The organism is Sphingomonas benefaciens (assembly GCF_052907485.1).
Window position 1 is genome coordinate 82,601 of the sequence record NZ_JBREIC010000007.1, and the last position, 14,387, is coordinate 96,987.

The following is a 14,387-nucleotide window of genomic DNA, read 5'->3' on the forward strand; positions in this document are numbered from 1 at the left end:
AGAGGCATCAGCTGTTTCCCTTCAGCTTGATTTCGGAGAGCTTCATGACGCGGCCTTCCTGCACGGCGACGGCGGGGGTATGACGGATGCCGAGCTTGCCCGTCAGGCGACCTTCCTGATCGAAATAGAAGCGGCGTTGCCGCGCCGTCATCTCCTCGAGGGGAGAGCCACTGACGAGGATGATCTTGGCCTTGAGGTCGCTGTATTGGGCGGTTGCCCACGCCATCTCGGCCTTGTTGTCACCGTCGACGAACACCAGCGCCTGGGTGACGGCGGTGAAATCGAGCGGGTTCACGGTCTGACCACGCCGGGCGATGTAGTTGCCCTTCTGATCCTGAACGTCGCGCTCGATCGTGATCGTCGGATCATAGGCCCAGGTCCGCGCCTCGGTAGCGGGCGTGATGCCGGCGACGGGCTTCGGACGCCGCACGCGGGCCTCAGCCCTGCGAGCGAAGGCGGCATTCATGCGATCGATATCGCCGTTCGCCTGCAGCCGCTGGAGCTTCGCCTCGATCGTGGCGAGCAGATCCGGCTCTACGATCGGGAACGTCTGCCCGACGACGCCATGGTCGCTGGCGCGGGTCGCTGAGCTCAGCGAAACCGAGAGTAGGGCGACGATCGCGACGGACTCCAGCGCGCGCTTCACAGGATCGGCGTTCCGACGCCGACGATCTTGTTCGCGCACGCGAAGCCGATCGCCGCATACCGGCTGTCGAAGCCATCCTTGTGCGGGCTACCGACGAAATAGCAGCCACGCGGGATGATGCCGGTTGGTCCAGGCACAAGCCGCTCACCGAACTTCGTCAGCGGCTTCATGTGCGCGACAAGCTTGCCGGCGACGATGACGTCGGCTCCATGGTGCTCAACCAGATCGCCAGGCATGCCATAGACGATCTTGCCGAACATCTGCTTCTTCGCACCGAAGTGGCGCACGACGAGCGGCGCGGCCGGAGGCACGAAGAAGACGTATTCACCGCGCGCCGGCGTCGCAGTCTTGTGGATCACGAAGGCCCAATTCGGCAGCGACTCCGACGAATTGATGAGCAGGGCGTGCGTATCGCGCCATTCCGCGAGTGCGTTCAGCGACGCGCCACCCGCGATGAAAAGGCCCAGCGCCGCCCAAAGCCGTTTCCTCGGCCGGAAGCGCTCAGTCGGCGCCGGTGCGCTGGCGGCCTTACTGGCCACTGGGACCACCGAAGGTCGAGACACTGGCGCCAGCAGCGCCAAGGTCGGGGGTCGGTGCAGGGGCGGCTTGAGCCGTGTCCATTCCGACCGCGCCAAAGGGCGAGGGCGCAGGGGCAGCGGTCGGGATCTGCGGAACCTCAGGGGCAGCAACTGCCGGAGCAGCTACCGGGGCAGCCGGGGCCTGCCCTCGCATCATGGCACCCATCTGCGCAGGCGAGGCGGGCTGCGGCACGCGAACACCGGTCGAGTAGACAGCCTTGGCGACGTCGGCCGTGATGTCGGGGACGCTCTTCGACAGGACCGCCTCGCCGACGAGGACGACCTGCCCTGCGGCCCCACGACGCTGAAGCTCAGTGTCCAACGCCGCCATGAAGGTCCGCATCTGCGCCTGCACCTGCTCGGGTGGCGTGGCACTGCGGGCCTGCGCCTGCACGTATTCGCCGACGATGCGCGACAGGTCCGCCTTGACGATATGCTGCGGCTTCTCGGCCATCACGGCCTTGCTGATCCACATGGCCCAGATCAGGGCCAGCAGGAGCGCCGCGCCGACAAGGAGCTGCGGCATCGTGTAGCCCGCGAAGACGGCCCGGCGCGTCGCCGCGCGCGCCGTTTCACGGACCGGTGGGGGCTCGAGATCGGGCGATAGCCCAAGGCCATCGCCGTTGCGGTCGGTGCTCGATGCTTCGGTCATGCTTGACGCTCCCGGACGGCAGGGTCGCGCGGCAGGATGGCGTGCCGGCGGAAGAAGATGAGGGCGCTCGACAGGATCAGGTGCGCGATACCCACCGTTATCTTGAACTGGTCGACGCGGTCGGAACCGGCCGCCAGATAGCGACTGGTCATGTTCTGGAGGTGGTGCATCATCCCATCGAGCGACAGGCCGCCCAGGACGAGGAAGAAGAGCACGAAGAGCCCCCACGTCATGAGCAACGTGGTGGCGAGAAAGCCCGCCATGTGCAGCCCGAAGTAGAGCAGGAAGCCATAGTCGACCCGTCCGGTCCTCTTGGGCGCGGCGAGCGGCAGAAGGGGGTTTGCGTGCGTTGCCATGACGGTCACTCCGCGGCGATCGGAAGCGCGTCGTCGCCGGCGTCGCTCCACTTTTCAGGGTTTTCGGGATAGGCGACGCGCTCGATCGCCTCTTCCATCGTCAGACCGTGATCGAGCAGATCGTGGATCGCCGCGAACGTGCGCGGTGAGGACGAGAAGACGGTCGCGGAGTAGGGGTCGAGCACGAGGCGACCGACCGCCATCGACTCCGGCCCCTTGATGAGCACGTCGGAATATTCGACGCCGTTGCGCTTCAGCGAGCGCATCAGAGCATCCGTGTAATCGTCCATCTCGAAGCGATCGTGCTTCTTGAAATCAGCGATCGTCTCAGCCTTCTGCTGCAGCACGACGAACCAGTCGCTGTTCTCGAGCGCCGCCTTGGAGCCATCCGACTTGTAATAGTCGTTGATGCTCTGGGTGGCGGTGACGAGCGAGGCACCGTACTTGCGGCAGGTACGCGCATAGGCCTCGATGAAGTCGGCCATGGAGCCGCCCTTCAGCATCTGCCAAGCCTCGTCGAGGAGCAGCGCCTTGGGCACGGAGCGATCCTCGCGGCGCATCGCCTGGCTCGCCATGAACATGATCGCGGTGAGCGCGACCGAGCGCAGCTCCTCGCGCGACGACAGGTCCGACAGCTCGAAGACGGTCAGGTTCGCCTTCAGCTGGAACGACACGTCACCGGTGAAAAAGCGGCCATAGGTGCCCGCGCTCGAGAACGGCCGCATGGCGATCCCGAGGTCGGTCGCAACCGGATTACCCGTCTCCTCGAGGGCAGCGATCACGTCATCGATGCAACCGCTACGTCCCTTCGCCGCCCAGACCTTGTTGATGGCACCGTCGATCAGGCCACGTTCGGTGTCGTTGAGCTTGTCGATGTGCCGCGCCATCTGGTTCACGATGCTTTTCAGCATCGCAAAGCAGTCCATGAGATAGTCCTCGTCCTGCCCGGCAAGCTCAGGGTCGATCATCGCGAACGGGTTGATGCAGAAGCCGGACGCCATGGTGAACTCGACGAAGGCGCCGCCCTGCAGCTTGGCCGAGTGCTCGAACGAGCGACCGTCGTCGATAACGACGACCTTCGCGCCGGCACCAACCATCGAGGCGCACAGCTCCTGCAGAGCGACGGACTTGCCCGAGCCCGACTTGCCGCACACCGCGACATTGTGATTGCCGGCGGTGTTCTCGAACGGCGACCAGAAGAACGGCTGTCCACGGCGGCCAACCAGCATGAGGTGCGGTTGGAGGCCGCCCAGATACTCGCCCTGCAGAGGCATGAGGCTCGCTGCGGTGGTGGTCAGCACCGTCCGCATGCGCTTCATGTTCTTGAGGTCGAACGACAGCCCGTTCGCCATAGTCATCGGCATGGCAGCGAGCAGGCCCTGGATCTGCAGATAGCGATCGTCGAGCAGGTCCCAGCCTGCGGCGCGGTACACCGACTTCAGCGTTCGCTCGTTCGAGTCACCCTTGCCCTTCGGGCTGAACGAGGTAACCGAGAAGAAGGCCTGCACGAGCTTGCGGCCCTGGCGCAGCTCGTCCTTGACGAACTTCCACTCGGCCGACTGATCCTTCAGCTGCGGCAGCATGCGCGCCGACTTGGAGTCCGCGAGGCTCGTGGTCCGCATGAACTTGCGACCGGCACGCTGCCCCTCGGCCTCCGCATCCGGAAAGTCGAGACACAGGTTGGTCGAGACCGGGCAGGGCATGCGCAGCTTGTCGGCGAACATGTCGCCGATGAGCTTGGCCATGTCCCACGGCGCCCAGCGCTGCGGCAGGTTGCGCACCGAGAAGGAGCGCACGTCGAACGTGTCGGGATAGATCTCGCCGATCTCGGGTGCATTATCGACCGTCTTGCCGGTCGGGCGGAATCGTTCGGTCCGCAGCAGGATACGATCGGGTTCGATCTTCATCTCGAGGTCGTGACGCACCGCCTGATCGGCGATGGGATCGAACGGATTGTAGGTGATCGTGTCGTCACCCGGTGCCGTCGTCGGTGAGGTCAGGTCATCGATCCAGGTGATGAGCGCCTTGGGATCCATCGCGCGCGAATGGACGCCGATCGACTCCAGCGCGGACGCGAGGCCCTCCATCACGGAGACGATTTCCTCGTTGGACACGCGGCTCGATTCCGGCGTCGAATAGGAGATGGCGAGCCGGTGATTGCGCATGTGGAAGGGCGCTGCGGACGACAGCGAGTTCCACACGCCACCGAGCAGATACTCGGTACGGTGCTTGGCCATGCGCTCATAGACGCCGGCCGCCGAATAGCGCGGCAGATACCACTTGGAGAGCAACTCGCTGATGCGCGGGCTCATCCAGCCATGGACCTGCAGCGCGCCCGGCGTCGGAATGCCCTCAGAGAGGAATTGCGCGAGCATTTCATGGCTCTGCTCGGTCGCGCCGAGCATCGGCGTGCACTCGAGGACGAACCCGCGGGTCGCGCTATTGTAGAAGATCTTCGTCTTCGGGTCGAAGCTGCGATACGGCAGCCAGTGAACGAAGCGCGGCACCGCTGTGTCGGGCCGTCCGCCCTCGGGCTTGGCATTATCGCCAAGGATCATCGCCAGCAGGCCGCTTAGGAAGCTCATTGATCCACTCCGGGGAATGAGGGAGCGCGCAGCACCGGTACGACGCCGTTGGCCTTGGCGGCTTCGCGCGCGTCAGGCTCGACGCGACCAAGCCCCGCACGGATTGCCGGGTTTGCCGCGACCGATGCGATCGCCGTCCGACCCGCTTGGGTCGCATGAAGCGGCACCGTGACCGCCGACGTCGCCGTTGGCGTCGTCGCTACGGGGCGGGCAGATGCGGATGGGGACGGGGTGGATGTTTTGGTGGGGCTGACAGTCTGCGTTGTCGCCGTTCGCGCCTGAGGCGAGGATACGGGAGCCTTGGGAGCAGCAACCGCGACCGGGGCGGGACGGAAAGACGGCCTGGTGGCCACGGGCAAGCGTCGCGGATTGCGCGCGAGCTGGCGGGCGACCTGGTCCTTGATGTCACCGACCGGGTCAGCCTGTACGCGTGCCGCGGCAACCGCAGCTGCGCTCGGCATATCGAGATCGAAGGCGGGATCGGCTGATGCGGTGACAGGAGGATCGGCGCGATCGACAGCCGCAAGTAGGGTGTCGCCGCCCGTCGCCGATGCCACCTCGGAGGGCGTGGTCGCAATCGCGTTCGCTGCCATTTCCTGCTGCCACCCGCCGCGCTCGACCACGGCATGAATGGCCGTCTGTTCGCGCAGGCGCCCGGCCGCGTCGATCTGCGCCGGAAACACGATGCGCAGCACGCGCTCCTGGCTACGTGCCGGTGCAACTGATGCTGTCTGGAAGCCGCCCGCGACCGAGCGCGCTGCCATACTCTGCGGGCCGCGGCCCTCGCTCGGCGGAACGCTGTAGGGACCAGCGGGCGTAATCATACGATCGCCGTCCTCACCGGCGATCATCGCCAATGCGCGATCATCGATCGTCGAGCTCGGGGCGCAGATGCCGTCTGGGGCGACGCACGAAAAGTTGCCCTTGATGTTGCCACCCATCGTCGTGCAGCTGGCAAGGCCAGTGCCGGCGAGGATGAAACCAAGCGCTCCGATTTTGGTAGGGGTCACGACCGTCCTCCCGCGATGAAGGCGGCGAGCGCCTCCTTGGGCCGGTAGCCCTCGATCATCGCACCGTCGGCGCGGACGATGACGGGCGTGCCGGAGAGACCATGCGCGCGCGCGAACTTCTCGTTGGCGTCGAGGCCCGACGTGTCGCAGGTGCCCGCATTGCGCAGCGGCTCACCGGCGTAGGCCTGATGCAGGGCCTCCTCGCGGTTCTTGGCGCAATAGACTTGATTGGCGAGGTCGCGGCTGCCCAGGACCGAGATGGGGCGCTCGATCACGCGGACGTTCATCGTGCGGAGCGTGTTGGAGAGCGCGCGGCAATAGCCGCAGCGGAAATCGCTGAACACGGTAACCGTCTTGCCCGAAGGCTTGCCCCAGACGATCGCGCCGGTCGACGGCAGGCTCGTAAGCGAGAGGTGCTGCGGCGCTGCAGGTGCGGCGGGCTGGGAACCGGCACCACGCGTTAGAGGTGCTTCGTCGCTACTGGCGGCGTTGTTGGCCTTAGCCGCCCCGCCGATGAGCGTGTCGGGATTAATCTCGAGAAGCCGGGTGGCGGTCAGGTCCTGCCGCGTCTCCATGTCGTAGACCCGGCCGATCATGAGGTAGCGGCCTGAGCGATCGACATAGAAGAGATTGCTGCCGGCTGTCACCTCACAGAGGCCGTCGACGACGCCACAGTCGACCTTGGACACGTCGGTCCGCGGTAGCCGCGCCTTGAGGAGCGCGGCGACCTTCTGGTTCGACGGCGACATGATGCCGAGGTCGGCCGCAGCGCCTGCGGCACCGATGCCGACGACGGCCGCGCAGCCCGCGATGGTGGCGATGAAGCGGGGACGAAGACGCCAGAAGGCGATGTAATCAATTGCGGACATACACACCCTCCAGGAAGACGATCTCGACGTCGACGCCGGTCGGCATCTCGATGACGGGCTGGTACTGCTCGGCGCGCTCGATCAGGTACTTGGAGACCATGTCGCCCGCCTCGCCGATGCCGTTGCCGACGCCGCCCTGCGCGATGTCGCCGAGCCCGAGCTGCTGACGCTTGCCGTTGGCGAGCACGACGTTGCCCGGCTGCAGCGCGATGTTGGTGTTGGCCGCGAACCCGCGGCCGATCCCGCCGACGAGGCCGGCGATGAAGGCTTGGCTCACCAGCGATCCCTCGCGGCTGACGACACGACCGCGCACGCCGGTCTTGCCGCCGAATGCGATGAAGCCCTTCACCTCGGACTCGGCATAGCGGCCGCCCGGCTGCGGGCAGGTCATCTTCTGCAGCTTGATGTAGACCTTCTCGCTCGACAGCTCGCCACGTGCGGCGCCGTTGATAAGGCAGCCCTGGATCTTGGTGGTGAGGAGCTTGCCGTTCTGCAGCACCGAACGCGCAGGCCCGGTGATGCGCAACACGACGGGCAGCGGATCAGTCTGGCTATTCACGCCCGCCGCGGCGTCCACGCCGACGATGACCTTGGCGGTCGCGAAGCTGTTGGCCGGCAGGTAGTTGGGGCTGTCGGTATAGACCGTGCTACCCTTCGCGATCTTGGAAGCGGTGCCGCGATCGGTCGAACTGAACGACACCATCTTCACCTCGCTCAGGCGCGGTGCGGAGAGGTCTGGGCCGGAAGGGGGCGCGCCGGCGCCGCGACCGTACACCGCAGCACTGCCCGGGCCGTACATCGCCTGCGGACCGGCCGGGACAGGCGGCGGGGCGGCCGCGCGCTCGTTCACCTGCCTGCGCAGCTGCTCGTTCTCCGCCTGATAGGCCGAGACGACACGCTGGCCGTCGGAGGACATCGACTGGTTCTGCGCCTTCAACGCGTCGATCTGCTGCGAAAGCTGCGCCACACGGGCGTTGGTGCCGTCAACGCTCTTCAGCTGGTTCTCGGCCGACTGGAAGCGATTTTCTGACAGCGCCATCCACTCCTGCTCGGAGAGGGTTCTGTTCGCCATGTCGCCGACCGACACCTTCACCTGCTCGGGCTTGTCGGGATCGATCTTGCGGGCGTTGTCCGACCCGCCGAAGATCCAGAACGACGAGGCAACGAGGCCGACCGCGCCGACGCTCGCCAGAAGCATGCGCTGCTTCTTCTTGGTCTCGTTGTTGCCGTCGAGCTCGGAGGCGATCGGCGATACGCCGTCCGTCTCTGGAGCGGCCTCCGGGCCGTCGAGCGGCTTACGCGACCGCGAGAAGATGTCCTTGATGGCCATGGCTTAGTTTCCGTTCCGCGAGACGAGGTAGGCGGTCGTGACCCGACCCGGTGCGAGCTTGGGCTCGGCGATCGACACGGCGAGGGCGCTGGCGGGTGCGACCTGTGCCTCGGTCAGGACCTTTTCCTGCGTGCCCTTGTTCTCGATCCGCAGAACGCGACCCGTCAGTGCCTCGCCGCGATATTCCGAGATCATCTGGACCTTGAGGTCGCCGACGTAGACCGGCTTCAAGGAGCGCTGGCGCAGCTCGTAGCCATCGACCGACTTGTTCGCGTACATCGCCTGGACCAGCGACACCGCCGCGTCCTCAGGGGTCGACGCGGCAGCGACCTTGGTCGGCGCCGCCTCGGCCGCGTCGGCTTTTGCGATCGCGGGGTTCGAGAGGAACACCTGCACCGCCTGGTCGCCCGCAATGCGGCAGGCAAACTTGTAGACGTAGCCGCGCTTGGACGTGCCGAAGAACGACAGCGTCTGGCGGTTGAAGCCCTCGGGCACCGACAGGTAGATGTCACCGCGCACTGGCTCGTTGACGACCGAGAAGTCGTCCGAGGGGTTGCCCGTGTTGATCTTCGAGACACCGGCAAACTCGTCGCCGACGAGGCTGATGCGCGTCAGATCCTTGGCCGATGCGGTGCACGACACCTGCGCACCGTCCGCTACCATCAACGTCTGATCGCTCGCCGCGAACGCGGGAGCGGCGAAGAAGAAGACGGCGAGCGCGATGAGTGCCGCGCCGGCGATCCGGCTGAGCCAGCACATTGTGCGCGAGGCGAGCATCGTGCCGAGTGCAGCGCTGCCGAAAGCATAGATTGTGGCGGTCACAGCGACCCTCCCAGGCGGCCCTTCGGCTGCGCCATGCTGAAGCCGACCAGCTTCAGGCTCATGCCCGAATATTCCCAGTCGTAGATGAAGGTGCGGGGCTCGCTCGAGACGATCTTCTGGCCGACCACCGTGCTGAGCTTGCCGGTCACGGTCGACTGCAGATGCTTGGCGTCGATCTCCATGCCCTCGAGCGTGAAGAACTGGCTCATGCTCGAATTGCGCTGTTCGTTGACGATCTTGAGCAGGTCCGCCTTGATCGTGCCCTGCGCTTTCGGGGAGACGATCGCGAGAACCGACTTCATCCAATAGTCGAGGCTGCCGGGCGACCGATTGAGCGTCAGCACCGCCGTGTCGCGGGTAACGAGCTCGAGATACTCGCGCGATACGCCGGAGCTGGAGACCGTCACCGGCGATCCGAGGACCGGCTGCAGGACTATCTCGCGGCTGCGCGTCGCGGACATGAGAAGGAGGAGTGCAACGGCGCCTGCGAGCACAATGGCGGCGATGCCGAGGAGATTGCGCTGGCGAAGGACACGCTGGCTCTGCGCGTGCTGGTAGGAGAAATCCATGTCAGCCCACCATCAGTCGGAGATAGGAAGGTGGCGTGGCCCTGAGCGACGGAAAGCCGCCAGGGAGATGCCAGTACGCCAAGTGGATCAACCACGAAGTCGCCCGTCCCGCCTTGGCTTTGCGAAGAGCCCACCAGCCCAGGACGGCAAACCCAATCCCGATGACGATGTGTTGGGACAGAATCCCCCAGGTGAAGGGGATGACCATCGCTAGGAACTCGTCCAACGTCCAAAAGCCGATAAGCTCAGGGTCGTCTAGGTGCGATGGGATCACGTACTTATCGGCTGACATACGCCACCTTCAGAAGTGGCGGCGCCGGCGGTGCTGCTATTACCGCCGGCGCCGGGCGGTTAGATCGTGGCGGTGACAGTCGAGGTGACGATCGGAACGCCGGTGCCGGCGCCGACGCCCACGCCGACCGGGATCGCGACCTGGCCGAGCGAGAAGCGGCCCGAGGCCAGACCGACGACACCACCGGCCAGCGACAGGACGGTGATGATCTTGCCGCCCGAACCCTCGAGGAAGCCGGTGAAGGCATTCAGCGCGGTATCGAACGTGCCGTCGGCACCGGCGAAGGCGGGCGAGGCCATCACGGCCGCAGCGGCTGCGACGCCGAGGGTGGCCAGTGCGGCCGTCTCGACGCGACGGCCCATCTTGAGCATGGTCTTCATGACGAAAGATCTCCTTTGATTGAGCGCATTTCAGCGCGCCCAACCAAAGGCTCGACCGGGAAAAAAATTCGCGCAATCGGCGGATTTAGGAACCGGTAAGGTTGCCGTAAGTTTTTTCTGCGATTGCGACGGAATGAGCTTTACCAGCTCACCAATCAGGCTCTTGTCCCGTGCTCCGGGACGACTTGTCCGCCCCCACGAACATCTGTCCGCGTTTACGACCGCCTGTCCGTATTGGCGGACAGCTGTCCGTATTGGCGGACAGGCGTCCGTGTGCGAGGACAGGGGCGCGAAGGCCGTAATCCCACGATGCGACTCCGCTCTTTGATTGTGTTACACAACGCGGACTCGATGGTGCTAAAACGCCGCGGAGACGGTATTTTTCAGGGTGTGCTATCAAGGTGAGGACTTCTTCTAAGATGACGGCGGGTGAACGCGCCTTCGATCTAAAGATCTCGGAAACGTTCTTTCGGCTCGTAACCGAAAGCATCCGGCTTTTCTCGAACAAGAAGAAGAGGCTTCTTTCGATCAACGACGTGGTCAACGATCGATCTTCATCGGCCGCTCAAATCAAGGATACCTACCGATCAAGCTCTCTAAAGGAGCATCTGCGGATCATCCCAACCGATGGTGATGTCGGCCTGTCCCTGACGATCCTTGAAAGCAGCGCCGAGGCAATCGACGGCTCGATCCCAGACCTGCAAGAGGTTGTCGGCTCTTCGGTGAGTTTTGCGTCCGCCGTTTCACTGGTCCTTTTCGACTTCATCGTCGAGGAGAATACGACGGAGGTGATTAACAAGCTGGGGCTGGACGTCGAGGACGCTCAGGCCTTTCGCGCTGCGGCTAAAAGAACCGAAACGAATGTAATTCCAATCAGGTAGCACCTCGGGAACATGAAATTAACGTTAACGGCAGGGTTGCCATTCCGTCATTTTCGGGCGTACCTGAGACGAAGCTAGCGGGTGGGGAGTGCCCTGAGGTGGGAGCGTCTAATCCTTACAATTCTGGCGAAAGCAGTAGCAGCGCCAAGCCAGAACTTGCCGACTTCCTCCTCGCGAGGATGAAGGAATTGCGAGTCACGTTCCGCGTGCTCGAGGCTGCTACGCCGGAGATGAAACGGACGAGGCTTCACTCGATCCTGCATTCTGACACGGCAAAGCGGCGGCCGATGCGGGTGGACGAGGCTCAGGCGATCTGCGCGGCGCTCGGCATCACGCAGTCGGAAGCCTTTTTCGGGACCGAACTGCTCGGCTGCATGTCTGGTGACGATCGCGAGGACGCCGCAGGGCTGACGTCATTTCTCGCGACGATGTTCGGCGGGTTGGCGCCCAGATTGGCCAACGCTGTGTCCGCCATCGGCGGCTTGGATCTAAGCGACGTGAAGGGTGAGCACGGCCAGCAGATCCAGCAGCTGGTATGTGAGACTTTCGAGCGAGGGTATGCGGACCTGGCTGAGCGCAAGGGGCTCCGGCTGCGAAAGAGAGAGGCCGACGGGCTCTAACCGCACCTCGACTGGAATGATGGATAGGGCACCGCTTCTGGTGCCTTTTTTTTCGCCGTGAGCACCGCCACGCCGCTCGGGGCAGAGTTACCCGCCGCGCCTGCGATCTCGCGTCCCTGAGGGCTGCTAGAGCCTCTGAGGGCCCGGGGGATCGAAAGGAGGGGGGGAGGTTGAACGCGGGCTAGAGGACCGTGCGCAGCAGCAGGCGGCGATGAAGCCGTTTGAGCCGAAGCCGACACGGTGCTACGGCGAGACATGGCTTACGCTTTCGTAATCCAGACCCCCCTTACCGACCGCTACACCGACACAGCCTCTCGCGTTTTCAAAAGCACGAAGAAGGACGGCCGGGTGGGCCGGGACTGTCCGAAATCGGCAGAAACAGGGCCGCGAAAGCCGGTTTTAGGGTCAAATTTCGTGCTTTCGGAAACGCCAGCGGCCGGATTTTCGTGCTTTCAAAAACGCGAGAGCGCCGGAAGCGAATTATCAAAAACACGAGAGCGTCGAGGTCACTCGGGATCGCTGCTGAACCCGATCCGCTCTCCTCGGCGAATGCCGAGACACATGAAGGTAAGTTGACAATGGCGGAGCAAGAACAGGGCGAGCTTTTTCTGCTCGACAGTCCTCTCCACGGCCCAGTCCGCGGAGAGCGGTCACTCATGGCATGGCCGTTCTTCGCGTTGGCGAAGAAGGCCTGGATGCAACCGCTTACCTATAAAAAGGGCGACATCTCGATCGAAATCGGGCCGGGACCAAAAGGGGTGGCCACGATCTACGACAAGGAAATCCTGCTCTATATCGCCAGCCTAATGGTCTCCAAGGTAGAGGCAGGGAAGGCCATTGGACAGGAGTTCAGCTTCAGCGCGAACGACCTTTTCAGTGTCACCGGCGTCAACAAGTCGGCTAGGTCCTACACAAGATTGTCTGAGGCTCTTGAGCGACTTCAAGGCACACAGATCAAGACCAACATCGAAGCAGGCGGGGAAGGCGAGGAGGGCTTTTTCTCGTGGCTACAAGAGGCCAAGCTGCAATACAGCAAGGGCGAAGGTGGCGTGAAGCGCCTGAAGGCGGTCAAGATTCGCCTCTGTGACTGGCTGTATCGGGCTATCATGGTCGACCGCCAGGTTCTCGAATACGCATCTACCTACTTCCAGCTCGGTCCGGTCGAACGTCGACTCTATGAGGTCGCGCGATCGCTGTGCGTTGACGGCCAGACGACCATTCCGCTTGAGGATCTACGGCTGCAGATGGGCTATCAGGGATCCTCGCGCCAATTCAAATTCGCACTTACGAAAACTATCAAAGAGGACCCGATCCCTGGCTTTCGATTTGAAATAGAGGATCAAGGTCTCGGAACGGTGACGGCAGCGGGGCGCACAGTCCGCGAATACCTCGTCAAAATCATTCCAGAGAGCACGGCGAAGCGCCTCTCGTCATAGACGTTTCCGATTCGACGAAAGCCGAATCCAAACGCGGCGCTACCGACCTCTCGTGTTTCCAAAAGCACGAATTGTTGTCCCGTGGCGCGGGACACGGCCGCTCACGTGTTTTCAAAAGCACGAACATTAGTCGGCTAATGTTGTCGAAAGCACGAATCACACGTGTTTCGCGAATGGCTGTCGTGCGCCACTATGCGGCCGCCTGGGTCGCAGTCTGCGGCCTAGAAAAATTGGGAATGGCTGTGACCACATAAACGAATGCCCGGCACGAGGCCGGGCACCCTGAGACCGCTATGTCCGATGCCGGCAAGCATCGAAAGAGCCGTTGTACGCTCAAGATATACTGGTTTCTGAGCTTCGGTTCAAGGGTTGCGCGCTTCGCGCCACGGACGAGTTATGCCCCGGTCCCGGCCCAATATGAGGGCAGGAAATTGGCTGTAATAACAATGGCAGAGGCGGCTCTGACCGCGCTCGGCGGTGCCCGCTTCAAGCGAAAGCCGTCGCGATCTGGCGCAACCCACCGCACTGGCGCGCCCGTGCGTCGCGACAGCATCGAGGCTGGTACGTTCGAAGACGCCTTCTTTTCGCGTCCCGGCAAGGGTGAAACCGACCGGATCTTCAAGCGCGCTGCGGCGCTCAGCGCCGGACGGGCCAACCTGCGCGCAAAGATCGCGCACGAAGAACGAGAGCCGACACCGCGGGAAGCCGCTATCCTGCGCTTCAGCCGTAACACGCTGGCGGTCCTTGAGGCATTGCTCAGGATCGCGCGAGTGCAAGCTGGCCGTGTGTATCCCACCCACGACTATCTGGCCGAGACCGTCGGTATCGGACGCCGCACCGTCATCCGAGCACTCGCGCTTTTGACCGAACTCGGCTTCGTTCTTGCCCAGCGTCGCTTCAAACGCGTCGAGATCGACGGCGTTGGACCACGCTATAAGCAAACCAGCAACGCGTACCGCATGCTTATGCCTGCCTGGATCGAGGCTCACCTTCCACGCTGGCTGCGCCCGGCTCCTCTGCCTGCGGACGTCGTCCAACAGGAGGCCGAGCGGATCGAGCAAACGGCTGCAATGCTTAGCTCTCTGTCGCGTCGGGAATACGCGTTGGCCACGGTCGACGGCCCACTAGGCAAGGTTCTCGCGCGCCTCGGCGCCGCGCTCGATGCCAAAGAGAGCGAGTGCCAAACTGATCCGCAACCGCTCCTAGATTCATATATCATTAGCTCAGAAAGACTTGGCCTAGCCGGCCAAGGCGTTCACGCCTGACGGCGCCGCTGGCGAAAGCACCACGCACATCTCAACCACACCCGAAAGACGCACTGTTGGAGCGCCGGCTACGCCGGCGCATTGCTCCCGAGAGGA

The 14,387-nt window shown here is 63.7% G+C and carries 16 protein-coding genes; 4 read left to right on the plus strand and 12 right to left on the minus strand.

The features are described 5' to 3' along the window. Positions 1–7: 7 nt before the first annotated feature. The 12 genes from traW to ACU5AX_RS18570 all read right to left on the minus strand — a co-directional run bounded on the left by traW (position 8) and on the right by ACU5AX_RS18570 (position 10,089). The gene (gene traW, locus ACU5AX_RS18515; RefSeq protein WP_446692031.1) at positions 8–646 is read right to left on the minus strand and encodes a type-F conjugative transfer system protein TraW; all 639 of its coding nucleotides are present in this window, start codon (positions 644–646) and stop codon (positions 8–10) included. Then, entirely contained in the window at positions 643–1,227 is a 585-nt protein-coding gene (locus tag ACU5AX_RS18520) for a S26 family signal peptidase (protein WP_446692032.1), read from the minus strand. Before ACU5AX_RS18520 ends, traW begins: the two co-directional genes overlap by 4 nt. After that, entirely contained in the window at positions 1,175–1,876 is a 702-nt protein-coding gene (locus ACU5AX_RS18525; RefSeq protein ID WP_446692033.1) for a TrbI F-type domain-containing protein, read from the minus strand. Before ACU5AX_RS18525 ends, ACU5AX_RS18520 begins: the two co-directional genes overlap by 53 nt. Further along, the gene (locus tag ACU5AX_RS18530; protein ID WP_446692034.1) at positions 1,873–2,232 is read right to left on the minus strand and encodes a hypothetical protein; all 360 of its coding nucleotides are present in this window, start codon (positions 2,230–2,232) and stop codon (positions 1,873–1,875) included. Before ACU5AX_RS18530 ends, ACU5AX_RS18525 begins: the two co-directional genes overlap by 4 nt. Before the next feature lie 5 nt (positions 2,233–2,237). Further along, positions 2,238–4,817, minus strand: a complete 2,580-nt coding sequence (gene traC, locus ACU5AX_RS18535) for a type IV secretion system protein TraC (RefSeq protein ID WP_066773547.1) — start codon at positions 4,815–4,817, stop codon at positions 2,238–2,240. Next, positions 4,814–5,758 (minus strand): TraV family lipoprotein, encoded by a 945-nt coding sequence (locus tag ACU5AX_RS18540; RefSeq protein WP_446692035.1) that lies wholly within the window; start codon positions 5,756–5,758, stop codon positions 4,814–4,816. The genes traC and ACU5AX_RS18540 overlap by 4 nt, the downstream gene beginning before the upstream one ends. A gap of 65 nt (positions 5,759–5,823) precedes the next feature. Continuing rightward, a complete protein-coding gene (locus ACU5AX_RS18545) occupies positions 5,824–6,696 on the minus strand; it encodes a DsbC family protein (RefSeq protein WP_446692036.1) in 873 nt (290 codons plus the stop codon). Beyond that, positions 6,683–8,026 carry a TraB/VirB10 family protein gene (locus tag ACU5AX_RS18550; RefSeq protein WP_446692037.1) on the minus strand — a complete coding sequence of 448 codons (1,344 nt, stop codon included), beginning with the start codon at positions 8,024–8,026 and terminating at the stop codon, positions 6,683–6,685. Before ACU5AX_RS18550 ends, ACU5AX_RS18545 begins: the two co-directional genes overlap by 14 nt. A gap of 3 nt (positions 8,027–8,029) precedes the next feature. Then, positions 8,030–8,803 (minus strand): type-F conjugative transfer system secretin TraK, encoded by a 774-nt coding sequence (locus ACU5AX_RS18555; RefSeq protein WP_066708184.1) that lies wholly within the window; start codon positions 8,801–8,803, stop codon positions 8,030–8,032. 41 nt (positions 8,804–8,844) lie between these two features. Further along, complete coding sequence (locus ACU5AX_RS18560; RefSeq protein ID WP_446692038.1) at positions 8,845–9,417, minus strand: type IV conjugative transfer system protein TraE; 573 nt, start codon at positions 9,415–9,417, stop codon at positions 8,845–8,847. Between the two features lies 1 nt (position 9,418). Next, the gene (gene traL, locus ACU5AX_RS18565; RefSeq protein WP_066773306.1) at positions 9,419–9,709 is read right to left on the minus strand and encodes a type IV conjugative transfer system protein TraL; all 291 of its coding nucleotides are present in this window, start codon (positions 9,707–9,709) and stop codon (positions 9,419–9,421) included. Positions 9,710–9,768: 59 nt separating this feature from the next. Continuing rightward, entirely contained in the window at positions 9,769–10,089 is a 321-nt protein-coding gene (locus ACU5AX_RS18570; RefSeq protein ID WP_066708110.1) for a TrbC/VirB2 family protein, read from the minus strand. A gap of 419 nt (positions 10,090–10,508) precedes the next feature. On the opposite strand from ACU5AX_RS18570, the gene ACU5AX_RS18575 reads away from it, so the two are divergent. The 4 genes from ACU5AX_RS18575 (at position 10,509) to ACU5AX_RS18590 (ending at position 14,291) form a co-directional block, all read left to right on the plus strand. Beyond that, a complete protein-coding gene (locus ACU5AX_RS18575; protein ID WP_446692039.1) occupies positions 10,509–10,970 on the plus strand; it encodes a hypothetical protein in 462 nt (153 codons plus the stop codon). 179 nt (positions 10,971–11,149) lie between these two features. After that, positions 11,150–11,590, plus strand: coding sequence for a hypothetical protein (locus tag ACU5AX_RS18580; RefSeq protein WP_446692040.1), 441 nt, complete (start codon positions 11,150–11,152; stop codon positions 11,588–11,590). Positions 11,591–12,168: 578 nt separating this feature from the next. Then, positions 12,169–13,026 carry a replication initiator protein A gene (locus tag ACU5AX_RS18585; protein ID WP_446692041.1) on the plus strand — a complete coding sequence of 286 codons (858 nt, stop codon included), beginning with the start codon at positions 12,169–12,171 and terminating at the stop codon, positions 13,024–13,026. Between the two features lie 293 nt (positions 13,027–13,319). Beyond that, positions 13,320–14,291, plus strand: a complete 972-nt coding sequence (locus tag ACU5AX_RS18590; RefSeq protein WP_446692042.1) for a helix-turn-helix domain-containing protein — start codon at positions 13,320–13,322, stop codon at positions 14,289–14,291. The last annotated feature ends 96 nt before the right edge of the window (positions 14,292–14,387 follow it).